Annotated in this window: 20 protein-coding genes, 2 tRNA genes and 2 rRNA genes; 12 read left to right on the top strand and 12 right to left on the bottom strand. The window is 52.4% G+C overall.

What is annotated here, in order from left to right; translation table 11 throughout:
• The first annotated feature begins 320 nt into the window (after window positions 1-320).
• Window positions 321-1,844, top strand: coding sequence for a YifB family Mg chelatase-like AAA ATPase (locus tag BZG73_RS08895; protein ID WP_046074874.1), 1,524 nt, complete (start codon window positions 321-323; stop codon window positions 1,842-1,844).
• Here BZG73_RS08895 and BZG73_RS08890 read toward each other — a convergent pair whose 3' ends face one another.
• The 9 genes from BZG73_RS08890 to def all read right to left on the bottom strand — a co-directional run bounded on the left by BZG73_RS08890 (window position 1,845) and on the right by def (window position 11,029).
• Complete coding sequence (locus BZG73_RS08890) at window positions 1,845-2,414, bottom strand: thiol:disulfide interchange protein DsbA/DsbL (RefSeq protein WP_046074896.1); 570 nt, start codon at window positions 2,412-2,414, stop codon at window positions 1,845-1,847.
• Window positions 2,415-2,584: 170 nt separating this feature from the next.
• Window positions 2,585-3,565: a serine/threonine protein kinase gene (locus BZG73_RS08885; protein ID WP_046074875.1), complete on the bottom strand. Its 981-nt coding sequence runs from the start codon at window positions 3,563-3,565 to the stop codon at window positions 2,585-2,587.
• 86 nt (window positions 3,566-3,651) lie between these two features.
• Entirely contained in the window at window positions 3,652-5,079 is a 1,428-nt protein-coding gene (gene ccoG, locus BZG73_RS08880; RefSeq protein WP_046074876.1) for a cytochrome c oxidase accessory protein CcoG, read from the bottom strand.
• Window positions 5,080-5,254: 175 nt separating this feature from the next.
• Entirely contained in the window at window positions 5,255-5,533 is a 279-nt protein-coding gene (locus BZG73_RS08875; RefSeq protein ID WP_046074877.1) for a YihD family protein, read from the bottom strand.
• A gap of 94 nt (window positions 5,534-5,627) precedes the next feature.
• A complete protein-coding gene (locus BZG73_RS08870; RefSeq protein WP_046074878.1) occupies window positions 5,628-6,659 on the bottom strand; it encodes a GGDEF domain-containing protein in 1,032 nt (343 codons plus the stop codon).
• A 123-nt stretch (window positions 6,660-6,782) separates the two neighbouring features.
• Entirely contained in the window at window positions 6,783-8,159 is a 1,377-nt protein-coding gene (gene trkA, locus BZG73_RS08865) for a Trk system potassium transporter TrkA (RefSeq protein WP_046074879.1), read from the bottom strand.
• Window positions 8,160-8,177: 18 nt separating this feature from the next.
• Window positions 8,178-9,464, bottom strand: coding sequence for a 16S rRNA (cytosine(967)-C(5))-methyltransferase RsmB (rsmB, locus tag BZG73_RS08860; protein ID WP_077668129.1), 1,287 nt, complete (start codon window positions 9,462-9,464; stop codon window positions 8,178-8,180).
• A gap of 100 nt (window positions 9,465-9,564) precedes the next feature.
• Complete coding sequence (gene fmt / locus BZG73_RS08855; protein WP_046074881.1) at window positions 9,565-10,509, bottom strand: methionyl-tRNA formyltransferase; 945 nt, start codon at window positions 10,507-10,509, stop codon at window positions 9,565-9,567.
• 7 nt (window positions 10,510-10,516) lie between these two features.
• On the bottom strand, window positions 10,517-11,029 hold the full coding sequence (def, locus tag BZG73_RS08850; protein ID WP_046074882.1) for a peptide deformylase: 513 nt from the start codon (window positions 11,027-11,029) through the stop codon (window positions 10,517-10,519).
• Window positions 11,030-11,146: 117 nt separating this feature from the next.
• Here def and BZG73_RS08845 point away from each other — a divergent pair, with 117 nt between their 5' ends.
• From BZG73_RS08845 to BZG73_RS08830, 4 genes are read left to right on the top strand one after another with little or no spacing between them, the layout of a single operon-like run.
• Complete coding sequence (locus tag BZG73_RS08845; protein ID WP_077668128.1) at window positions 11,147-12,208, top strand: LysM peptidoglycan-binding domain-containing protein; 1,062 nt, start codon at window positions 11,147-11,149, stop codon at window positions 12,206-12,208.
• The gene (gene dprA, locus BZG73_RS08840; RefSeq protein ID WP_077668127.1) at window positions 12,198-13,307 is read left to right on the top strand and encodes a DNA-processing protein DprA; all 1,110 of its coding nucleotides are present in this window, start codon (window positions 12,198-12,200) and stop codon (window positions 13,305-13,307) included. Before BZG73_RS08845 ends, dprA begins: the two co-directional genes overlap by 11 nt.
• Window positions 13,308-13,309: 2 nt before the next feature.
• Window positions 13,310-13,783: a DUF494 family protein gene (locus tag BZG73_RS08835; RefSeq protein ID WP_046074885.1), complete on the top strand. Its 474-nt coding sequence runs from the start codon at window positions 13,310-13,312 to the stop codon at window positions 13,781-13,783.
• A gap of 28 nt (window positions 13,784-13,811) precedes the next feature.
• The gene (locus BZG73_RS08830; protein WP_077668126.1) at window positions 13,812-14,369 is read left to right on the top strand and encodes a DNA topoisomerase family protein; all 558 of its coding nucleotides are present in this window, start codon (window positions 13,812-13,814) and stop codon (window positions 14,367-14,369) included.
• On the opposite strand, the gene BZG73_RS08825 is transcribed toward BZG73_RS08830, so the two are convergent.
• Together BZG73_RS08825 and purE are read right to left on the bottom strand one after the other, a co-directional pair.
• Window positions 14,366-15,514 (bottom strand): 5-(carboxyamino)imidazole ribonucleotide synthase, encoded by a 1,149-nt coding sequence (locus BZG73_RS08825; RefSeq protein ID WP_077668125.1) that lies wholly within the window; start codon window positions 15,512-15,514, stop codon window positions 14,366-14,368. The genes BZG73_RS08830 and BZG73_RS08825 overlap by 4 nt on opposite strands.
• 4 nt (window positions 15,515-15,518) lie before the next feature.
• Complete coding sequence (gene purE / locus BZG73_RS08820) at window positions 15,519-16,001, bottom strand: 5-(carboxyamino)imidazole ribonucleotide mutase (protein ID WP_046074888.1); 483 nt, start codon at window positions 15,999-16,001, stop codon at window positions 15,519-15,521.
• Between the two features lie 178 nt (window positions 16,002-16,179).
• Between purE and hemF the strand changes: the two genes are divergently transcribed.
• From hemF to BZG73_RS08805, 3 genes are read left to right on the top strand one after another with little or no spacing between them, the layout of a single operon-like run.
• Window positions 16,180-17,097 (top strand): oxygen-dependent coproporphyrinogen oxidase, encoded by a 918-nt coding sequence (hemF, locus tag BZG73_RS08815; protein WP_046074889.1) that lies wholly within the window; start codon window positions 16,180-16,182, stop codon window positions 17,095-17,097.
• Window positions 17,098-17,100: 3 nt separating this feature from the next.
• Entirely contained in the window at window positions 17,101-17,925 is an 825-nt protein-coding gene (gene aroE, locus BZG73_RS08810) for a shikimate dehydrogenase (protein ID WP_077668124.1), read from the top strand.
• The gene (locus tag BZG73_RS08805; RefSeq protein WP_077668123.1) at window positions 17,922-18,182 is read left to right on the top strand and encodes a DUF1488 family protein; all 261 of its coding nucleotides are present in this window, start codon (window positions 17,922-17,924) and stop codon (window positions 18,180-18,182) included. The genes aroE and BZG73_RS08805 overlap by 4 nt, the downstream gene beginning before the upstream one ends.
• On the opposite strand, the gene BZG73_RS08800 is transcribed toward BZG73_RS08805, so the two are convergent.
• On the bottom strand, window positions 18,179-18,718 hold the full coding sequence (locus BZG73_RS08800; RefSeq protein ID WP_077668122.1) for a gamma carbonic anhydrase family protein: 540 nt from the start codon (window positions 18,716-18,718) through the stop codon (window positions 18,179-18,181). The two genes, BZG73_RS08805 and BZG73_RS08800, sit on opposite strands and share 4 nt — an antisense overlap.
• A 466-nt stretch (window positions 18,719-19,184) precedes the next feature.
• On the opposite strand from BZG73_RS08800, the gene BZG73_RS08795 reads away from it, so the two are divergent.
• The 4 genes from BZG73_RS08795 to BZG73_RS16085 form a co-directional block, all read left to right on the top strand.
• Window positions 19,185-20,403, top strand: a 16S ribosomal RNA gene (locus tag BZG73_RS08795).
• 91 nt (window positions 20,404-20,494) lie between these two features.
• Window positions 20,495-20,571: transfer RNA gene (locus BZG73_RS08790), tRNA-Ile, on the top strand.
• A gap of 107 nt (window positions 20,572-20,678) precedes the next feature.
• Window positions 20,679-20,754 (top strand) — tRNA-Ala (locus BZG73_RS08785).
• 400 nt (window positions 20,755-21,154) lie between these two features.
• Window positions 21,155-22,202, top strand: a 23S ribosomal RNA gene (locus BZG73_RS16085); the annotation flags it as partial.

Here is a 22,202-nt window from a genome sequence, read left to right as displayed (position 1 = left end):
TACCTAAACCCCTCGCGGAATAATGACCACGATGAGGCGAATAATTAGGACGATAGCGAAGTTAAGCATTTGTCTGTCTTTTCTTGTCGTTAGCCCATTTTATGGGCTTTTTGTTAATTGTGTTTTTGTTTACGCCTGCTTGTTACAGGTCAGTCACGAACCCGATCTGTCGCCGAGTCTCGTGTTTAATTGTTGTGCATTTGTAGTGGTATCACAGACCTCACTCGCATGACAAGAAAAAAATACTCTTAATCATAAATTGGCTCTGCACTATAAGAGTCGGGTTTCATAGTGGTTAACAAGGGTAACGCGGAGAGAAAATGGCATTAGCGATAGTGCACAGTCGAGCCTGTGTGGGCGTGCAAGCACCGAATGTGACTGTAGAAGTACACATATCTAACGGTTTACCTGGGTTTGCGCTGGTGGGGCTGCCTGAAACCACGGTGAAAGAAGCGCGGGACAGGGTGAGAAGTGCAATTGTGACGTCGAACTTTGAGTTCCCATCACGCCGGATCACCGTTAACCTTGCACCGGCTGACTTACCCAAAGAAGGTGGACGGTTTGATTTGCCGATAGCGCTCGGGATCTTGGTTGCATCTGGGCAGCTGCCGGAAAAGCGGCTCAACGAATTCGAGTTTTTGGGGGAGTTGGCTTTGTCCGGACAGCTACGGCCGGTTAAAGGGGCCTTGCCCGCCGCGCTTGCCTGTCAAAAAGCGCAGCGCGCACTGGTGGTGCCAGATGATAACGCCAGCCAGGTGGCATTGGTGGATAATGAGCGCCATGTGTCAGCGCCTGATCTGATTGCGGTGGCGCAGCACCTCATTGGTCAACAAAATCTCGGTTTGAATGCGACACAGGTAGAAGCCCCCGAACCTCCCTCAACACGGTGTTTGCGTGACATTATTGGCCAACAACAAGGAAAACGCGCGCTAGAGATCGCCGCCAGTGGTTCACATAATCTGCTTTTTGTTGGCCCGCCCGGAACCGGAAAAACCATGCTAGCCTCGCGGTTGTGTGATTTGCTCCCGCCTATGAATGATGAAGAGGCATTAGCGTCAGCCGCGGTCACGTCGTTGACCCAGCAACCTTTGCATGAAGGAAACTGGCGTCGGCGCCCGTTTCGTAGTCCACACCACTCAAGCTCGATGGCGGCATTGGTTGGGGGTGGCACCGTTCCGCGCCCGGGAGAGATCTCTTTGTCTCACCATGGGGTGCTGTTTCTCGATGAGATGCCAGAGTTCGAGCGCCGGGTGCTTGATGCCCTGCGTGAGCCGCTAGAGTCGGGGGAGATTATTATCTCCCGCGCCAATGGCAAAACCCGCTTTCCCGCACGCTTTCAGCTGATAGGCGCATTAAACCCCAGCCCCACAGGCCATCATGAAGGAGAGCTCGCGCGCTCAAACCCACAGCAAATCTTGCGCTATCTAGCCCGTTTGTCTGGGCCATTATTGGACAGGTTTGATATGTCGATTGATATTCCGGCACTGCCAAGAGGGAGCCTCTCCAGTGGTGGTGAGCGCGGTGAGTCAACGGTCGTGGTAAAAGCTCGAGTTGAAGCGGCGCGAGCCAGGATGTTGGCGCGTCAAGGTAAGGTTAATGCGTTGCTGAGCAATCGAGAAATGGAACAACATTGCCAACTGGCTCAAACCGATGCCGCTTTTTTAGAACAAGCCCTGCATCGTTTGGGACTGTCTGTGCGGGCATACCATAGGATCATTAAAGTGGCGAGAACCATTGCCGATTTGGCCGATGTTGACACCATCCAGCGTCCTCACCTTGCTGAGGCGCTGGGGTATCGGGCGATGGATGGCTTATTACGCCACCTCAACGCCCAAGTCAGCTAATTACTTTTGGGTAAGCAAGAAGTTGATCAACTGAAAGTATTCTTCGGGGGTTTCCACGGTTTTCGGTGTGACATGATACTTGCCATTGACGACCACGGCAGGCACGCCGCGCAGGCCCGCTTTTTCGAACGATTGGTCAAAGCGCTTCGCCATTGAGTTGGCCGCAAAGCTGTTGTAAGCACCATCAAACTCTTGGCCATCAATGCCGTTATCAACGAACAGTTGGCGCACCTCGGCCAATGATTTGGGTGGGTTTTGCGCCACGTGAATGCGATCGAACATCACTGGAATAATGGTGTCTTGTGCATTCAGTACCACGGCGGTTGCGTATGCACGGGTTAGGACACTGCCCATATCCCCGCCCATAAAGGAGACGTGATTTTTCACCACTTTGGCGTTGTCAGGCACCTGCTGTTTGAGCTGTTGAACCAGTGGCTCAAATTGATAGCAGTGAGGACAGTAGAAGGAGAAAAACTCAGTGACTGTGGGCGTATCCGTCGCTGGCGTGTCCAGCACTTGGTAGTCTTCCCCCGCCTTAAAGCGTCCCGGCTTAGCGTCAGCCACTTCCATAGGCGCGGTGGATTCAGACTGCGTTTGGGTAGACTCTGCGGTTTGCGTGGTTTGTGATGACGTTTGTGTCACGCTTTCAGGCTCAGAGCAGGCGGTTAAGCCGAGGATGAGTAGTACAGGAAACAGTTTCTTTAACATGATTGAATGACTCTCCGTTATCGATTGAGCGCTTACGGGTACAGCGTAAGCGGTGGCGCTTCTAAGGTGGCAAGTTGTTCTTTAAATGCAAGTACCTGACCTTCCCAGTATTTTGCATCAGCAAACCAAGGGAATGCACGTGGAAATGCCGGGTCTTGCCAGCGTTTTGCTAGCCACGCCATATAGTGCACCATTCTCAGACCACGCAACGGCTCGATCAGTTGCAATTGATCGGCGGGAAATTCACGAAATTCGCGATAACCTTCTGCCAAGGTATCGAGTTGGGCGAGCTGATCGGCACGACTGCCGTTTAAAAACAGCCACAAGTCTTGAATCGCAGGGCCGTTACGCGTGTCGTCAAAATCCACAAACAGTGGACCGTCGCGCCACAGAATGTTGCTGGGGTGGCAGTCGCCGTGCAAGCGGATCGCCGGCCAATTTGTATGCCAGCGAGCGGCAATGGCGTCAATTAAGCGGTCAAGATCAGAGAAAAAGGTTGCCTGAATGCCTTCTGGGATCAGGTTTGCCTCATTTAACACCTGACGAGGTTGATAAAGATGACTGTCGAGATCAAACTTTGCCCGTTGTTGGAAGGGGGTCGCCGCGCCCACTTGGTGTAGGCGGCCGAGGTAACGGCCGACCGCCTCAAGTTGATCCCAATTATCCACTTCAAAACCCCGGCCGCCGACACTGGGAAATAACGCAAAGCGAAACCCCTCGGCGGTAAAAAGGCTTGTACCGTCGCGGTAGATTGGGGCTACCACGGGAATATCGGCCTGGGCGAGCTCATGACAGAATGCGTGCTCTTCGATAATTTGCGCGTTAGACCATCGCCCAGGACGGTAAAACTTCACCACATAGCGCTGGCCATCATCAGCGACAAATTGGGCAACACGGTTTTCATAGCTGTTCAGCGCAAGCAAGCCTGATTGAGGATAGATCCCCACCGACTCAATCGCATTTAACTGAACATCTGGCGTTAGTGTATGAAAGTCAAAGCCATGGTCAGTCATGAGCATTCCGTTTGTGTGGCAAAACGCCATGGTAACAAATAAAAAGGGCGCTGCCTGCGCCCTTTCATTGTGGATTAAAATGACGATTAGAGGTCCGTGATAAACCGACTCTCTGCCGTGACCACTTTTTGCTCCTCACCCGACTCACGTTCCATCACAAAAGTGATGTCGGCAATACGCTGTTCCATCTCATAGGTATCAACGGCGAGGCTGATGGGTAATGAGAACACTTCCCCTGCTTGGACATTGACCGTTTGCGGGCCATGCCATTCCACATCGTTCAGCCCATTCACCGACAGTTGGTACGTCTCATCCGATTGGGTTTTATTGAGGATTTTTAAGGTATAAGTGTTTTCCACCAACCCTTGGTTATTGATGCGATAAAGCTGGTTTCGGTCTCGAATCACATCCAGCTCCATGGGCATTACTGACATCGCTAAGTAGATGAACATCGCGGTGACGATGGTCATGACGACCCCGTAGCCAAGGAGCTTAGGTCGCATCACGGCGGTTTTCTTGCCTTCTAGTTTGTGCTCGGTGGTGTAGCTAATCAGTCCACGCTCATAGCCCATCCTATCCATGGTTTCATCGCAAGCATCGATACAGGCACCACAGTTGATACATTCGTATTGCAAGCCGTCACGAATATCGATGCCTGTTGGGCAGACCTGCACACACAAATTACAGTCAATGCAGTCACCGAGTCCCAACTCTTTCGGATCTTTTTTGCGAGGACGAGGGCCGCGTTTTTCGCCGCGCTTAGCATCATACCCGACAATGAAGGTGTCTTTGTCGAACATCGCCGACTGGAAGCGTGCGTAAGGGCACATATGAATACACATAATCGAGCGCATCCAGCCTGCATTGCCATAAGTACAAGCGGCAAAGAAGATCACCCAAAAACCGACCCAGAAGCTGGTATCAAAGGTGACTAAATCGATAGCTAACTCGCGCATTGGCACAAAGTAGCCAACGAAGGTCATCCCGGTAATCAAGGAGATCGCCCACCATGCCGCGTGTTTAGCGGTTTTGCGCGCGGCTAGCTCAGGCGTCAGTTTTAACGAGTCTTGCTTGCGGCGCTTGTTGGCGGCGCCTTCGAGTTTTTCTTCAAACCAAATAAATAAGAAGGTCCACACGGTTTGCGGGCATAAATACCCACACCACACGCGGCCAAGAAAGGTGGTGATAAAGAAAAGGCCAAATGCCGCGAGCATCAATAGTGCAGCCAGCAAGGTAAGGTCTTGTGGCCAGAGTGTGGTGCCAAAAAAGGTAAATTTCTGATTACCGATGTCGAGTAAGATGGCTTGGCGTCCTTGGTATGGGAGCCATGGAATGGCGAGGAACACCAGCATGAAAAACCAGCCCATATAGCGTCGCATACGCTGGTAATAGCCTTTTACCGCACGCACATAAATACGATTGCTTGGGTTGAAACGGTCGTCAGCCCCTTTGTGAGTTTTGGGGTTGTACTCTTTTGCAGTCACGTCTTTGACGTTGATTTTTTTATCGCTCATGACATTGGCTTTCCTTGGGGTACGGGTCCATGGTGCGTTGCCAGGCCCTGATTATCATTGTTGCCTGTGATTGTAGCGCAGCGAACTCCTTGAATACGCTACCAGAGTCATAGTTTGCAACATAGCCACAAACTCAATGAAATCTAGCTATAACAGACGATTAGCCAGACTGCTTTCACGACGATTGCTGAGGCGGGATCCCGCGTGCGCGCAAAATCGCGGCTTTAAAATCGTCTTCACAATCTTTGGCTAGCCCAGGAATGGGGGCATCAGTATCTTCTAGTCGCATCTTAAGCTGATAGATCAAGGTATCGTCTGACAGTGTGGTGATATCCTGACCATGACCGGCTTCATCAGCGATCTGGATGAGCATTTGCATCAGAGAACAGTCAGGGGTTTTTTGCCAAGATTGATTGAGTAGGTCGAGCAGCTCATTGATACGGTGGCATTGCATATGGGCGTCCTCAGTGTGGCACGTAAAAAATGCCATTGTGCCCGACCACACTGAGGTGAAACTTAGCCAGGATCAATTTCCGCTCAGGTGGTGATTAATTAATCGGCATCACGCGATTACGGCCTAGGTTTTTAGCTTGATACAGGTGCTGATCGGCACGGTAAATCAGATCTGCGCCGCTCTCACCTTTATATTCGTCATACTCGGCGACGCCTATCGATACGGTAATGCTGTCTAGAGTGCGGCCACGACGCCGGTCTTTGATCACCATGCGGTCAATCGCCGCCCGCAATGTTTCAGCGGTGCGCTTGGCCGTGCTGAGGCGTTTTTGCGGCACCAGCAAGGCAAATTCTTCGCCCCCGTAGCGAAAGGCTTGTACGCCATCGCGACAGTAGTCGAGGATCCGTTTAGAAACTTGCTTTAAGGCAATATCACCGAGCACATGGCCGTAGGTATCATTGAGATGTTTGAAGTGGTCGAGATCGATCAGTACCAAGCAGAACGGCCAGGTTTGTGGGCTATCAATGTAGGCGGCGAGTTCGCGCTCGAAGGCGGCCCGGTTAAGCAAACCGGTTAGGCCATCATGAGTGGCTTGTTCGGTCATCTCAGCCAAATTTTGCTTTAATTGCGCAATCTCTTGCTGCGCGTCATTAAGCTGGTGTTTAAAGTAGCGGGTCGACTGGGTAAGCGCTTGCGAATCTTTGACCACGTTGCGTACCACGGCGATGGTCTCATCAATGGATAACCCTTCATTTTCGACCCGTGACAGCTGTTCAAAGGTGTTATCGAGAACCGAATGGAAAGCGTCAGTATCTTGGATAGTATCTGACATTGAGTGGCTCATCTCGGTCATCATCGACTCTAAGCTTTGCTTTAACGCATTGATGTCTCGGCTATGCTTATCGGCCATGTGTTTTTGGTAAAGCATGTCGCTTTGCAGCGGACTACAGGTACCGTGCTCATCGACAGTGGCATCGACATCCGCATTGAGTTTGGCGTCGGTATTGGCGACATAGGTGTACCACAGGGCATAGTTGGTGGGCGTGGTGGGCACCTTGTATTTCATCATCAAAGGCACAGCTTTTTTGAGGAAGCTGGTAGATTGCTGAAACTTATCGTCCGACATGGCGTTCCTTTGTGTGTCATCGATACCGAGAGAACTTTTATTAGTGTATACCCAAAGTGATTGGAACGGCAGTAGACAGCGAAAAAGCGTGAGCCTGCAGGCAACAACGCCTGCAGGCGAGGATCATAGGAAGAAGGGACTGGGCTGGAACAGGCGTTCAACGTCAGGAATATATTTTTTGTTCACCAAGAACAAGACCACATGGTCATCTTGCTGGATCACGGTTTTATCGTGCGCAATTAACACTTCATCGCCGCGCACCACAGCACCGATGGTGGTACCGGGGGGCAGTTTTATCTCGCCGATGGCGCGCCCGACCACTTTGGATGTCGACGCATCCCCATGGGCGATGGCTTCAATCGCCTCAGCGGCGCCGCGTCGTAGTGACGAGACATTAACAATGTCTGCGCGGCGCACATGGGTGAGTAGCGCAGATATCGTCGCCTGTTGAGGGGAGATGGCAATATCAATCACCCCGCCTTGCACCAAGTCCACATAAGCGCCGCGCTGGATAAGCACCATGACTTTTTTCGCGCCAAGGCGTTTCGCCAACATGGCCGACATAATATTGGCTTCGTCTTCGTTGGTGACCGCGATAAACACATCAATCTGATCAATATGCTCTTCACTGAGCAGTTCTTGGTCAGAGGCATCGCCACAAAACACCGTGGTTTCTTCAAGTAACTCAGAAAGGTGCTCCGCACGGGAGGGGTTACGCTCAATCAACTTCACGCTGTATTGACGCTCCAACGCCATCGCGAGGCCGGCACCAATGTTGCCACCACCAACAATCATGATGCGTTTGTAGGGTTTTTCAAGGCGCTGTAATTCACTCATCACCGAGCGAATATGGTTACTCGCGGCGACGAAAAAGACTTCATCATCGGCTTCGATGATGGTGGTGCCTTGTGGACGAATGGGCCGGTCACGACGGAAAATAGCGGCGACACGGGTATCGACATGCGGCATATGCTCACGCAAGGCGGACAAGGCTTTACCGACCAAAGGACCGCCGTAATACGCCTTAACCGCAACCAGACCGACCTTTTTATCGGCAAAGCTGACCACCTGTAAGGCGCCTGGGTATTCAATTAGACGACGAATATAACGAGTGACCAGCTCTTCAGGGGCGATAAGATGGTCAACCGGACAGGCGTCGCTGTTAAACAGTTGCTCTTTCACCGCCAAGTATTCAGGGCTGCGGATCCGAGCGACGCGGTTTGGTGTATTAAAACGTGTATATGCGACCTGACAGGCGATCATATTGGTTTCGTCTGAGTTGGTCACAGCGACCAGCATATCTGCATCTTGAGCGCCGGCTTCTTGCAGCGTGGTTGGGTGACTGGCAAACCCCTGTACCACGCGTAAGTCATACTTATCTTGTAGCTCACGCAGTCGTTCGGGGGCGCGGTCAACAATGGTGATATCATTGTTTTCCCCTACCAGGTTTTCTGCCAGGGTGCCGCCGACTTGTCCTGCACCCAAGATGATGATTTTCATGCTACTGTCACTCCCTGCCTAGTCGCACAAAGGCTTCTCTAGGCATGCATAATAGAAACCGTCCATGTCGTCTTCGCCTGGCAAAATCTGGCGACCAGGCTGCGCTTGCGAGCCGGTGCGCAGTATCGCGGAAGGTTCACGGGCTAAAAAGGCACGGATTTGCTCGCGGTTCTCATCCGGTAATACTGAGCAGGTGGCGTAAACCAGCGTACCGCCTGGCGCCAATTGCTGCCACATTGTGTCTAAAATCTCTGCCTGTAACGTGACCAGAGCGTGAATGTCACTATCACGGCGTAGCCACTTAATGTCGGGATGACGCCGGATCACGCCTGTGGCTGAACAAGGGGCATCCAGTAATATACGATCAAATGCAGGCCCTTGATGCCAAGCGCTCGGCTCACGGGCATCCGCGTGTTTCACATCAGCATTCAGCCCTAACCGTGACAGGTTCTCTTTGATCCGGGATAAGCGGTTTTCATCGGCATCAATGGCCGTCACGATGGCATCAGGCTGGTGCTCAAGGATATGACACGTTTTCCCTCCTGGCGCGGCACAGCAGTCGAGAATGTGTTCTGCAGACGCGGGTTCGAGGTAATCGACAGCCAGCTGCGCGGCGGCATCTTGTACCGACACCCAGCCCTGGTCAAAACCAGGGAGGCGAGACACATCACACGGCGCGTCGAGTTTCAGAGCGTCCATGGCATCTGGATGGGCACTGGCACCAATACCGGCCTGTTGCAGCTGCGCTTGATAACTGTCTCGAGAATGGTGCTGGCGGTTGACGCGCAGCCACATCGGCGCTTTTTGATGATTTGCCGCCACAATGTCTTGCCAATTTGATGGATAGGCGGTCTGAAGGCGTTTGAGCAACCAGCCGGGATGGCAGTAATGACCAGCATCATGCGCTTGGCTGGCTTGGTCTAGCGCATCTTGATCGCGTTGATAATTGCGCAAAATGGCGTTAATCAATCCACGTAATTGTGGGCGCTTCAATGGCTTGGTGGCATTCACGGTTTCAGCCACGGCGGCATGGGCCGGGATGCGCATATAGCCTAATTGATACAACCCGACCAGAATGAGGTGATGAAAGACTCGTTGTTTGCCTTTCAGTGGCTTATCCATCAGGGCTTGCACGATATGCTCTAATCGCGGTAACCAGCGCAAGGTGCCATAGCAAATCTCTTGCAACAAAGCAGCATCACGCGGGGCGACCTTCTGTTGAGCGAGGGGGAGCTGCTGGGACAATGACTGGCCCTGATCAACCACTTGATACAGAACGCGGGCGGCCGCGGCTCTTACATTCATATGTTCACCTATTCAAAGGCCAAATTGGCATCAGACGATAGTGTGGGTCAGATTAAAAAAGGCCAGCGTACTGGCCTTCTTCTCACGTATCGGTGGCACGCTACAGTTGGGTGCCTGTTTCAAACCATTCACGACGTGCATTCAGTAGTTCATGCGCTTGCATGGCTTTTTTGCCCGGGGGTTGTAGTTGGGTCAGCTGGATCACGCCTTTTCCGGTCGCGACCTGAATGCCATGTTTGTCAGTGTTGATCACTGTGCCTGGCGCCGCGTCCACGTCGATATCTAGTGCGTTAGCGCCCCACACCTTGATGTTTTGCTCACCTAAGGTGAAGTAGCTGACCGGGCGCGGGTTAAATGCCCGTACACAACGTTCGATAAACGCGGCGTCTTGATGCCAATCGATCTGCGCTTCTTGCTTACTGAGCTTTTCGGCATAGTTGGCTTTGGCATCGTTTTGTGGCTCAGCAAGAATAATGCCGTTAGCCATGTCATTCAGACAATCAATCAATGCCTGTGGACCCAGCTCCGCAAGGCGCAAATATAGGCTACCACTGGTTTCTTTCTCATCAATGGGCAAGGTCGCAATTTTAAGCATATCGCCCGTGTCGAGCCCTTCATCCATCTGCATGATGGTGACCCCCGTCTCATTGTCACCAGCCCATACTGCTCGTTCGATAGGAGCGGCGCCACGCCAACGTGGCAGAATGGAGCCATGCACATTAATACACCCTAGCTTGGGGGTGTCCAATACGGGCTTGGGCAGAATCAGCCCGTAAGCGACCACGACCATCACGTCGGCGTTCAAGGCAGCCAGCTCCGCTTGTGCCTGTTCATCACGCAACGTGCGAGGCTGATACACGGGTAAGTCATGCTCAAGCGCAAGCTGTTTAACGGGGCTTGCCGTGAGCTTCTTGCCTCGGCCAGCGGGTTTATCTTCACGGCTATAAACCGCAACCACCTCATGCTCACTATCGAGCAGGGCTTGTAAATGGCGCGCGGCAAAATCCGGCGTGCCCGCAAATACTATACGCAGCGGTGTGCTCAAAGTGACCTCAGCTTGCTTTCTGGTTAGCGCGTTTGATTTTTTCCATCTTTTGCTTGATGCGCTGACGTTTCAGCGGCGATAGGTAGTCCACAAACAGCTTACCTTCTAAATGGTCAAGCTCATGCTGAATACAAATCGCTAGCAGGTCGTCGGCATCAAACTGGATAGCGTTGCCGTCGCGATCCAGCGCTTTTACGGTCACTTCTGCCGCACGCGGAACCAATGCGCGTGCACTGGGCACAGATAAGCATCCTTCTTCAATGCCATCCTCACCGCGCTTTTCGATGATTTCTGGATTGATAAGCACCATGGGCTGATCGCGGGTTTCGGAGACATCAATCACCACCATGCGTTGGTGAAAATCAACCTGAGTGGCCGCGAGACCAATACCATCTTGGGCGTACATGGTTTCAATCATGTCATCAGCCATTTTCTGGATCTCAGGTGTGACAGCGTCCACCGGCTTGGCCACGGTGCGAAGGCGCTCATCTGGGAATGTTAATACGTTCAGTAAAGCCATAACGTCTCATAAAAATTGAACTGTGCCGAAAGCGGCACGGGGTAATTGGGTTAATTCTAGACATTTTGCCAGCCAATTGACAGCATCAGCATCATTCGTCGGGTGAGGAAGACATTGATGACAAGAAAGCTATTCAATCTCGCCGCCGCTGGGCTATTGGCTATCGCGCTACCAGTGCTGGCAGCCGGCCCTGCCGAGAGTCAGCGATACGTGGTTGAGCGGGGGGATACCCTGTGGGATATCGCCGCCACCTTTTTCGATAATCCTTGGCAATGGCGTGACGTATGGTACGCAAATCCGGCTATAAAGGATCCCAATCTTATTTATCCTGGCGATGTGCTCACCCTCACATGGCAAGCGGGGAAACCGGCCGTCAGCTACAAGTCTAGGCGCGCGATTGCAGCAAAGGGAGATGCACCCAAGACGTCAGCGCTGAGCAGTGTGGATCCTATGCTGCTGCCCTATTTACAACAGGATATGCTGGTCGAAAAGGCGCGTTTGGTGGCGCTGCCTCGTGTTCTTGGCTCTACAGATGGGCGTCAATATCTGTCAGTGCACGATACCCTGTATGTGGATGCGTCGCTGGGTGCCAAAAATTGGCAGGTTTTTCGGGTTGAGAAAACCTTTTTACGCCCTGCGACGTCAGAGGCTAGTGCCGAACCGATCGCTATGGTGAGCTTAAAACATGTCGCTGACGGACGTATCCGTGCGCGAAGTGAAGGGCGTAGTGTGATGACACTGACACGCGTGGTGCAGGAAGTACGGCCCAATGATGTCTTGTTACCTTTGCCCGAGAACACGCATGCGCGTTTTTGGCCCCAAGTGGCTCAAACCGACGCGAGGTTATTAGGGCATCTTTATGGCAGTGAGTATGTCGCGAATGGTCAGCTGGTGGTGCTCGATAAAGGTGCCAATGATGGCGTGACGACCGGGCAAATGTTTACTGTCACCGAAGGGGGGGCCAAGGTGTTAAATGACCCCGGTGAGTATCGCTATCAAAACGCGAATGAAAGCACGACACAATCCATCACACCCATGCCTGATGTGACGGTGGGACAAACCATGGTCGTTCGGGCTTACCCTTGGGTTAGCTTGGCGGTGATCACCCAAGCGCGTCAGCCGATCAAAGCCGGCATGCATGCGGTACCGCCATCTTCTCAACCGGCCTATGCACGATAAATCGCTGCGAGGATGGTTGACGCTGACTCAAGTGCCGCGGTTGCGCGTCCCGCAGCGGCGCGCGCTGTTAGCTAAAATGCCCATCGACGCATTGTGTGACCAACCCCATCATGAGCTTGCCGCGGTTGGCTTAACCGCTGAGCAATGTCAGGCCATCATGCACCCCAATCATGCCATGATTGAGCGTAGCCTTGAGTGGGCGAGGCAAGAGAATTGCCACCTGATTGGCTTTGACCATCCAGCTTATCCTGCACTACTCCGAGAAATCGCACGGCCGCCTTTGGTCTTGTATGTGCAAGGCGATCTGACTTGCTTGGCGATGCCTCAATTGGCGATGGTGGGCAGTCGACACGCGACACCGCAAGGGCTAGAAACGGCGTTTCAATTTGCTAAACAACTGGTTGAGCATGGCGTTGCGATCACCAGTGGGCTTGCGCTAGGTATCGATGGCCGGGCACACAAAGGCGCACTCGAGGGCGGCGGAAAAACCTTGGCGGTGCTGGGAAGCGGACTGGCCAATGTGTATCCCGCCCGGCATCGCGCATTGGCCAAGCGGATTGAAGCGCAGGGGGCGCTTGTTTCAGAGTTTTGGCCGGACGCCCCGCCAAGAGCCGAACACTTTCCGCGCCGCAACCGGTTGATCAGTGGGTTGTCGGCAGGCGTATTAGTGGTAGAGGCCGCACCGCAAAGTGGGTCACTGATCACGGCACGTTATGCGCTAGAGCAAAACCGGAGTGTGTTTGCGATTCCCGGTCCCATAGACCAAGTCCAATCGCGAGGTTGCCACCAATTGATAAAACAAGGCGCCGTGTTAGTCGATTGTGTTGATGATATTATAAGTGATGTGGATAGCTTGGTTCAGTTTGCTGTGAGTCAGCAAAACGAATTATTTAGTGACGCACCAAAGTTAGATACGCACGAAGGATTGCCATTTTCTGCGCTGTTGGCTAACGTAGGGGCTAACGCGACGTGTGTCGACGTACTGGCTGAGCGCTGCAACCAACCGGTTCACGAAATCATGATGCAGTTGTTAGACTTAGAACTCCAGGGGCTTGTAGCAGCAGTACCCGGTGGCTATGTCAGAACGAGGAGGGGCTAGCCATGATGGACATTCTTATGTACCTGTTCGAAACCTACATCCACAGCGATGTGGAAGTGATGATCGATCAGGACGAGTTAGCAGATGAATTGTCCCGCGCGGGTTTTCATCAAGACGATATATATAAAGCCCTGAACTGGCTTGAAAAGCTGGCACAGTTGCAAAATGCGGATAAACAGCCTTACCTATCAGGCAGTGCCCAAAGCTCGATTCGAATCTATACCGAGCAAGAAACACGCTTTATCGACCAAGAAAGCCGAGGCTTTCTCTTATTCTTAGAGCAGGCTGGGGTGCTTTCACCGGAAACGCGTGAAATGGTCATCGATCGGGTGATGGAACTTGAGACCCAAGAATTTGGTCTTGATGATCTAAAATGGGTCATTTTGATGGTGCTGTTTAACGTGCCCGGTAACGAGCGTGCGTATACACAGATGGAAGAAATGCTGTACGACGCACAAGAGGGATACGTGCACTAACGCTTATCAATGACAGTAAAAGGTGTGAATGAGTAAAGATAACACCCCGAACACCCACGAGCGCTGCCCGGAATGTGGCAGCGCTCTTGCGTTTAAATCGGGCAAACGAGGCCCGTTTCTGGCCTGTACGGCCTACCCAGAGTGCCACTATACCAAAGCGTTACATCATGGTGATGGCCATGTAGTAAAAGCGCTTGGCGTGGCTTGTCCGGCGTGTCATCAGGGAGAATTGGTGTTACGCCAAGGTCGATTCGGTATGTTTATTGGCTGCGATCAGTTCCCGCAATGTACGCATATCGAAAAACCGGATGAACCCGATCATACTACCCTCACTTGCCCTGCCTGCCACAAAGGTGAGCTGGTGGAGCGCACCTCGCGTTACGGCAAGCGCTTTTTTGCCTGTGACCAATACCCTAAGTGTCATTTTGCGGTAAACGCACAACCGATAGCCGGCACCTGCGAGCAATGTGGTTTTGCGCTGCTGGTGGAGCGTAAGAAAGGTGGCAAGACAGTACACCAATGTGCCGATAAGTCCTGCAGCGCGATTCAAGGTGAACCGGCTGCAGAATCGGAGAGCGAGGATTAGTCGGTTTGCGCGGCGAGAGCCAAGGCAGCCGATTTTAAACCGTGAAAAGCATTGTCAGGGAGGTAGCTGGCGAGACTGGCTAACTTGGTGGCAAGCGCCGCGTTCGATGTGGCCGTGACATTAATATGACCCACTTTGCGCCCCGGACGAGGCGTTTTGTTGTACCAATGCACATGGGCATCACGATAGGTCGCAAGCGGGACACTGCCTTGGCCTAAGATATTGATCATCGCCGTCGGCTGAATTAACTCGGTCGGGCCGAGGGGTAAGCCGCTGACGGCGCGCAGGTGGTTTTCAAACTGGCAACACGCGCTACCTTGCTGTGTCCAGTGACCGGAGTTGTGCACCCGAGGTGCTATCTCGTTCACCAGCAAGCTGCCGTCTACATCAAAGAATTCCACCGCGAGTACCCCCACATAGTTAAGCGCGCTGGCAATCTTTTCCAACATGTCCGCGGCTTGTGTTTGCAAAGCATGCTCATCCGGGCGCACCACAGACAAGGTGAGTATCCCATCATGATGGTGGTTTTGGGTCAGGCTATAGCTGGCAAATTCACCATTCGCGCCACGCACACCAATTAGTGACACTTCTCGGTCAAAAGGGATCATGGCTTCGGCAATGATGGCTTGGCCATCGCGCTGTTCGGGCGCGGTGAGAAAGGCGTCGAGCTCTGCCCACAATGCGTGAAGATCATCGCCGTCACGATAGCGCCACTGTCCTTTGCCGTCATAACCATCCAAGGTGCTTTTGAGTACTAAGGGCGCGCCCAGTGCGTCGACCGCCTTTTCTAAATCAGCCTGTGTATACACCATACGGTACGGTGCATTGGCGACACCTGCTTGCATCAGCAGCGCTTTTTCAATTTGGCGGTCGCCACCGGTTAGAATCGCCTGAGCACTGGGGCGTAACTTCCCGCTTTGCTCGCAGTGATGCAAGATATCAGCGGGGATATGCTCAAATTCCGCGGTGATAATATCCGCGCCGGCGATGGCCGTATTGAGGCCGTGCCCCAGTGGTTGCAGCGTCAGTGGGTGAACAATGTCGCCACTACGCACATCATAGGCGCTGACGATAAGATTGAGCGGCGCGCCGGCCAAGGCCATCATCCGGGCCAGTTGTCCCGCGCCTAACACCAGAATATTCATGGCCTTACCCTTGTGGGTTGGGTTGAGCGAGAACGGCCTCAGTTTGCGCTTGGCGAAACGCATCCACTTTTGCCATCAAATCAGGGTCGGCCGTTGCGAGAATTTGTGCCGCAAGGAGGCCTGCATTCGCGGCGCCTGCGTCTCCAATGGCGAGTGTGCCCACTGCCACGCCCTTGGGCATTTGAGCAATAGAAAGCAATGAGTCCATGCCCTTTAACGCTTTTGACTGGACCGGCACGCCGAGCACCGGCAGGCTGGTGTGTGCGGCGGTCATCCCAGGCAAATGGGCGGCCCCCCCGGCGCCGGCAATAATCACTTTAATCCCGCGCTCGGCCGCTTGTTGGGCGTAGTCGGCAAGTAACTGTGGTGTGCGATGGGCGGAGACAATACGGGTTTCGTAAGGGATGGCAAAGTGATCCAACATAGCCGCTGTATGTGTCATGGTAGGCCAATCGGATTGTGAGCCCATGATGATACCGACAGTCATAATACGTCCTTCTTGATGACAAGCGTGAATAAGATAAGCTGAGCGTGGCGCGAATTATACCCAGATTTCACCGCAAGGAAAACGTTTGCGTCGGCGGTGGGGGATGAAATTCCGTCAAGATCCCACTGCGTGGATCAGGTAAAGTACGCATATAGTCTCAGTAACAAAGGATGTGAGCGTGGCACACGGTCAGTCGACAATTGATAAGCAAGCCGTGAAGGCTTTTTTCCTCCAGCTTCAAGATGATATTTGCCAACAGCTTGCGCAAGAAGATGGTCAAGCGCATTTTATTGAAGATGCGTGGGAGCGTGAGAAAGGGGGCGGTGGTCGCAGTCGCGTCCTGCGTCAGGGCCAAGTATTTGAGCAAGCGGGAGTGAACTTCTCGCACGTATTTGGCGATCAAATGCCTGCCTCGGCGACCGCGCATCGCCCAGAGCTCGCCGGGCGCTGCTTTGAGGCTATGGGGGTGTCGTTAGTGATCCATCCTCACAACCCTTACGTGCCGACCTCGCACGCGAACGTACGTTTTTTCATTGCTGAAAAAGAAGGCGCTGATCCTGTGTGGTGGTTTGGCGGTGGCTTTGACCTCACGCCTTTCTATCCGTTCGAGGAAGATTGCCAGCATTGGCATGAGACCGCCAAAGCCTTGTGCGCGCCCTTCGGTGATAGCGTGTACGCTGATCACAAGGCGTGGTGCGATCGCTATTTTTATCTGCCCCATCGCGATGAAACCCGTGGCGTCGGTGGGCTTTTCTTTGATGATTTGAACCAATGGCCATTCGAGCAGTGCTTTGCCTACACCCAAGCGGTTGGAAAAGGCTTTATCGATGCTTACCTGCCGATTGTACAGCGCCGCAAAGCCACACCCTATGGTGAGCGTGAGCGAGATTTCCAGCTTTACCGCCGCGGACGCTATGTCGAATTTAACTTGGTGTATGACAGAGGTACGCTATTTGGCTTACAAAGTGGTGGGCGTACCGAATCTATTCTGATGTCGATGCCGCCGATGGCACGTTGGGAATATAATTGGTCACCCGATGAAGACGCGCCGGAAGCGAGACTCTATCGCGACTACCTTAAACCGAGGGAGTGGTAACAGATGACCGATCGTTATTGTGTGGTCGGCCACCCGATTGGCCATAGCAAGTCGCCGCAGATCCACGCCGCATTTGCGACGCAAACCCAACAAGACATCGACTATCAAGCCATTGAAGCGCCACTCGAAGGCTTTGTGACCAGTATGCAGGCGTTTTTTGCGCAAGGAGGGTGTGGCGCCAATGTGACCGTGCCTTTTAAACAGCAAGCGTATGACTGGGTTGATACACTCACAGAGCGTGCCCGCCGCGCCGGTGCCGTGAATACGCTGGTTAAGCAAAGCGATGGCACTCTATTGGGTGATAATACTGATGGAGCAGGTTTGGTGACTGATTTGCACTACCACCGTGTGGCACTGCGTGATAAGCGCATTATGGTCGTGGGTGCGGGCGGTGCAGCTCGGGGTGTGTTGCTTCCTTTACTAGAACAAGAGCCAGCATCGCTGATGATTGTGAATCGCACCGAGCAAAAAGCCCAGCAACTAGCTGCTGCATTTGGTGAGGCCGGACCGATCACTAGTCATGCCGTGGATAGCCCCATGGCGGCGCCGGTCGATGTGATCATTAACGCGACCTCGGCGAGTTTACATCAAAGCTATCCTCCTCTTCCTCAAGGCGCGATTGGTCCAGCGACCACTGTCTATGACATGGTGTATCAAGCTGGCAGCACAACCAGTAACCAGTGGGCGCAAAACCAAGGAGCAGGACGGTGTTTAGACGGCTTGGGCATGCTGGTGGAACAAGCGGCGGAAAGCTTTGCTATATGGCGCGGCTGTCGGCCACAAACCGAACGTGTGCGTGAGCAGTTAAGAGAGGCACTCAATCAATGAATCAATCCCTTATTCTGGCTGCGGACCAAGCGCAGGTCGATACGGCAAAGGCCCGTGTTTGTTTTTACGGCCAACTTAATGGTGCATTGTTACCATGCGCTGTCCGCTTTACCACCTTATCCGCGCTCGCCGGCTGTGCGGTGGACACGGATAATGCGCAGGCGATTGTCGAACTGGTTTGGTTTGATATTGAAGAGCACATGGAAGCGGCCATCGAATCAGAAGCGTTTGAAGCCGATGGCAGCTTGCTGATCTAGCACTCGCAGCGGTAGATGTCTTTGGTGTCGACATAGTTTTGCGCTGAGCGTGCTAAATAAGCACGCTCTTTGTCGGTAATGGGGCGAACTTGTTTGACCGGTGAGCCAACATACAGATAGCCACTCTCTAAGCGTTTTCCGGGCGGGACTAAACTGCCAGCGCCAATCAGCACTTCATCTTCTATCACAGCGTCATCGAGAATAATCGTCCCCATTCCCACTAGGACTCGGTTGCCAATCCGACAGCCGTGTAACATGACTTTGTGGCCGATTGTCACTTCTTCGCCAATGATCAGCGGGTAACCTTGTGGGTTTTCGGCATTTTTGTGAGTAACATGAAGGACTGAGCCATCTTGCACATTGGTCCGAGTGCCAATCTGGATATGGTTCACGTCACCACGCGCTGCAACCAGCGGCCAAATACTCACATCATCGCCTAGCGTAATATCGCCAGCCAATACACTGGATTCATCAATATAGACGCGTTCGCCAAGCTGAGGCGTCATGCCTTTATAAGCGCGCAGCTGTTTTGCCATCACAAATCCCTCTTTTCTCTATTAACAGTGCTAAATAGCGGCGAGTTTGATACCAGTTTTACACCCTAGCGAGTAAAAAAACAGCGAGTGACAGTTTTTTTCTAAAAAACACCTAAAAAGGACTTGCCAACCTGATCAGCTTCTCTATAATGCGCCTCCATCGACACGGCACGCAGGGCAAGCGTTCAGCGGCCATGTCGAGGCAAAAAATCAAATAAAAATAAACGCTTGACGTGAGTTTTTAAAAGATTAAGATGGCCGGCCTACTTAACGCCAAGCGTTAGGGGAGTCAAAAAGAGGTTTTATTTCACCCGGCGGGTTGAAAGTAAAAGATAAAATTTCTTCTTGACTTTAACGGCAAGGCGCGTAAGATACGCAGCCCTGACCAAGCGAAGCGCAGCTTCGCACCGTCAACGCTCTTTAACAATTTGACCTATGCAATCTGTGTGGGCACTCGTTGAGAATAGACAAAAAGATTTATTCGATGAACTGAGTGACCAAACGACAACTTTTACAGTTGTTCGGCACAGTCAATTCGTTTTTCTCTTCAGCGGCGGACGGGTGAGTAACGGCTGGGAACCTGCCCTGACGAGGGGGATAACCGTTGGAAACGACGGCTAATACCGCATAATGTCTACGGACCAAAGGTGGCCTCTACATGTAAGCTATCGCGTTGGGATGGGCCCAGTTAGGATTAGCTAGTTGGTAAGGTAATGGCTTACCAAGGCGACGATCCTTAGCTGGTTTGAGAGGATGATCAGCCACACTGGGACTGAGACACGGCCCAGACTCCTACGGGAGGCAGCAGTGGGGAATATTGCACAATGGGGGAGACCCTGATGCAGCCATGCCGCGTGTGTGAAGAAGGCCTTCGGGTTGTAAAGCACTTTCAGCAGTGAGGAAGGTGGTGTACTTAATASGTGCAYGGCTTGACGTTAGCTGCAGAAGAAGCACCGGCTAACTCCGTGCCAGCAGCCGCGGTAATACGGAGGGTGCGAGCGTTAATCGGAATTACTGGGCGTAAAGCGCATGCAGGCGGTTTGTTAAGTCAGATGTGAAAGCCCGGGGCTCAACCTCGGAACCGCATTTGAAACTGGCAGGCTAGAGTCTTGTAGAGGGGGGTAGAATTTCAGGTGTAGCGGTGAAATGCGTAGAGATCTGAAGGAATACCAGTGGCGAAGGCGGCCCCCTGGACAAAGACTGACGCTCAGATGCGAAAGCGTGGGTAGCAAACAGGATTAGATACCCTGGTAGTCCACGCCGTAAACGCTGTCTACTTGGAGGTTGAGGTTTAGACTTTGGCTTTCGGCGCTAACGCATTAAGTAGACCGCCTGGGGAGTACGGCCGCAAGGTTAAAACTCAAATGAATTGACGGGGGCCCGCACAAGCGGTGGAGCATGTGGTTTAATTCGATGCAACGCGAAGAACCTTACCTACTCTTGACATCCAGAGAACTTTCCAGAGATGGATTGGTGCCTTCGGGARCKCTGAGACAGGTGCTGCATGGCTGTCGTCAGCTCGTGTTGTGGCCTTGTACACACCGCCCGTCACACCATGGGAGTGGGCTGCACCAGAAGTAGATAGCTTAACCTTCGGGAGGGCGTTTACCACGGTGTGGTTCATGACTGGGGTGAAGTCGTAACAAGGTAGCCCTAGGGGAACCTGGGGCTGGATCACCTCCTTACTGACGCTATTKTTGCGAGTGTTCACACAGATTGTATAGGTTAAAAGTCAAAGAGATACGAATGCCTTAGTGAAAGGCTCGTACCTTAGATGGGTCTGTAGCTCAGGTGGTTAGAGCGCACCCCTGATAAGGGTGAGGTCGGTGGTTCAAGTCCACTCAGACCCACCAATTTCTCCTGATGCTTCGTTAGTGCATTCCTCGTTTAGCGAACTAAACGTCGAAATACACTGCCTTGCCTCAAAAGAAATTGGCACCAGCATCTAAGGAATTATGATGGGGCTATAGCTCAGCTGGGAGAGCGCCTGCCTTGCACGCAGGAGGTCAGCAGTTCGATCCTGCTTAGCTCCACCACTTTTTAAGCGCATTTATGATGATAAGTGTCTTTAAAAAGTGGTTTATCGTATTGATAAATACACATGCTCTTTAACAATCTGGAAAGCTGACAAGTCATTCTTAAAGAATGACAGTAAAGTTCTCAATYAGTGACAGAAATGTCACTCACACAATCAAGTGTGCTTGGGCTTTGTCTTATTGAATAAGCAAAGTCTCTATTTTGAGTCCGGCAAAAACAAAACCTTAATTGGTTGATGATTCAACACTGAGTGGTTTTGCGACGCAGATTTCTTTTTTAGACAATCTCGCGCGAGGCGTTTGTCGCGGGGAGCGTAACGTGTTACGTGACCAAGCAAACGGTGAGCAAGAGGCCGTATAAAAGAGAAAGATCGAGCAAAAAGACCTCTTGGGGTTGTATGGTTAAGTGATTAAGCGTAGACGGTGGATGCCTTGGCAGTCAGAGGCGATGAAGGACGTACTAACCTGCGAAAAGCGATGGTGAGCTGGTAAGAAGCATTTGAGCCATCGATGTCCGAATGGGGAAACCCACCTGCATAAGCAGGTATCTTAGYGTGAATACATAGCGCTAAGAGGYGAACTCGGGGAACTGAAACATCTAAGTACCCGAAGGAAAAGAAATCAATTGAGATTCCGGCAGTAGCGGCGAGCGAACCCGGAGCAGCCCTTAAGCGGCTTAGGCGTTAGGTGAACAGGTTGGAAAACCTGGCAATAAAGGGTGATAGCCCCGTAACCGACGGCGCCTTAGACGTGAAAACGAGTAGGACGGGACAGAGTAGGACGGGGAACTGAAACATCTAAGTACCCGAAGGAAAAGAAATCAATTGAGATTCCGGCAGTAGCGGCGAGCGAACCCGGAGCAGCCCTTAAGCGGCTTAGGCGTTAGGTGAACAGGTTGGAAAACCTGGCAATAAAGGGTGATAGCCCCGTAACCGACGGCGCCTTAGRCGTGAAAACGAGTAGGACGGGACACGTGATATCTTGTCTGAACATGGGGGGACCATCCTCCAAGGCTAAATACTCCTGACTGACCGATAGTGAACCAGTACCGTGAGGGAAAGGCGAAAAGAACCCCTGTGAGGGGAGTGAAATAGAACCTGAAACCGTCTACGTACAAGCAGTGGGAGCCCCATCACTAAGACACCTTATCTTAGTGAGACGCTATCACTTTGTTGATTGGGTTAACCACGCGAAGCGTGGGTCAACCGCCCAATCAAGCAGAGGTGACTTAGTGATGGGGTGACCGCGTACCTTTTGTATAATGGGTCAGCGACTTAATGTTAGTAGCAAGGTTAACCGCATAGGGGAGCCGTAGGGAAACCGAGTCTTAACTGGGCGWRTAGTTGCTAGCATTAGACCCGAAACCGAGTGATCTAGCCATGGGCAGGTTGAAGGTTGAGTAACATCAACTGGAGGACCGAACTCACTAACGTCGAACTCACTAACGT

Origin of the sequence: Salinivibrio siamensis (assembly GCF_001996005.1) — a bacterium.
In the GTDB taxonomy this organism is placed as follows: domain Bacteria; phylum Pseudomonadota; class Gammaproteobacteria; order Enterobacterales; family Vibrionaceae; genus Salinivibrio; species Salinivibrio siamensis.
The sequence above is the reverse complement of the archived record's forward strand: the minus strand, read 5'-3'. Positions and strand labels throughout refer to the sequence as shown.

Coding starts and splice junctions, on each gene's coding strand:
- BZG73_RS08895 (WP_046074874.1), top strand. CDS start 321: ATGGCATTAGCGATAGTGCACAGTCGAGCCTGTGTGGGCGTGCAAGCA.
- BZG73_RS08890 (WP_046074896.1), bottom strand. CDS start 2,414: ATGGAAGTGGCTGACGCTAAGCCGGGACGCTTTAAGGCGGGGGAAGAC.
- BZG73_RS08885 (WP_046074875.1), bottom strand. CDS start 3,565: ATGACTGACCATGGCTTTGACTTTCATACACTAACGCCAGATGTTCAG.
- ccoG (WP_046074876.1), bottom strand. CDS start 5,079: ATGAGCGATAAAAAAATCAACGTCAAAGACGTGACTGCAAAAGAGTAC.
- BZG73_RS08875 (WP_046074877.1), bottom strand. CDS start 5,533: ATGCAATGCCACCGTATCAATGAGCTGCTCGACCTACTCAATCAATCT.
- BZG73_RS08870 (WP_046074878.1), bottom strand. CDS start 6,659: ATGTCGGACGATAAGTTTCAGCAATCTACCAGCTTCCTCAAAAAAGCT.
- trkA (WP_046074879.1), bottom strand. CDS start 8,159: ATGAAAATCATCATCTTGGGTGCAGGACAAGTCGGCGGCACCCTGGCA.
- rsmB (WP_077668129.1), bottom strand. CDS start 9,464: ATGAATGTAAGAGCCGCGGCCGCCCGCGTTCTGTATCAAGTGGTTGAT.
- def (WP_046074882.1), bottom strand. CDS start 11,029: ATGGCTTTACTGAACGTATTAACATTCCCAGATGAGCGCCTTCGCACC.
- BZG73_RS08845 (WP_077668128.1), top strand. CDS start 11,147: ATGACAAGAAAGCTATTCAATCTCGCCGCCGCTGGGCTATTGGCTATC.
- dprA (WP_077668127.1), top strand. CDS start 12,198: ATGCACGATAAATCGCTGCGAGGATGGTTGACGCTGACTCAAGTGCCG.
- BZG73_RS08835 (WP_046074885.1), top strand. CDS start 13,310: ATGATGGACATTCTTATGTACCTGTTCGAAACCTACATCCACAGCGAT.
- BZG73_RS08830 (WP_077668126.1), top strand. CDS start 13,812: ATGAGTAAAGATAACACCCCGAACACCCACGAGCGCTGCCCGGAATGT.
- BZG73_RS08825 (WP_077668125.1), bottom strand. CDS start 15,514: ATGAATATTCTGGTGTTAGGCGCGGGACAACTGGCCCGGATGATGGCC.
- purE (WP_046074888.1), bottom strand. CDS start 16,001: ATGACTGTCGGTATCATCATGGGCTCACAATCCGATTGGCCTACCATG.
- aroE (WP_077668124.1), top strand. CDS start 17,101: ATGACCGATCGTTATTGTGTGGTCGGCCACCCGATTGGCCATAGCAAG.
- BZG73_RS08805 (WP_077668123.1), top strand. CDS start 17,922: ATGAATCAATCCCTTATTCTGGCTGCGGACCAAGCGCAGGTCGATACG.
- BZG73_RS08800 (WP_077668122.1), bottom strand. CDS start 18,718: ATGGCAAAACAGCTGCGCGCTTATAAAGGCATGACGCCTCAGCTTGGC.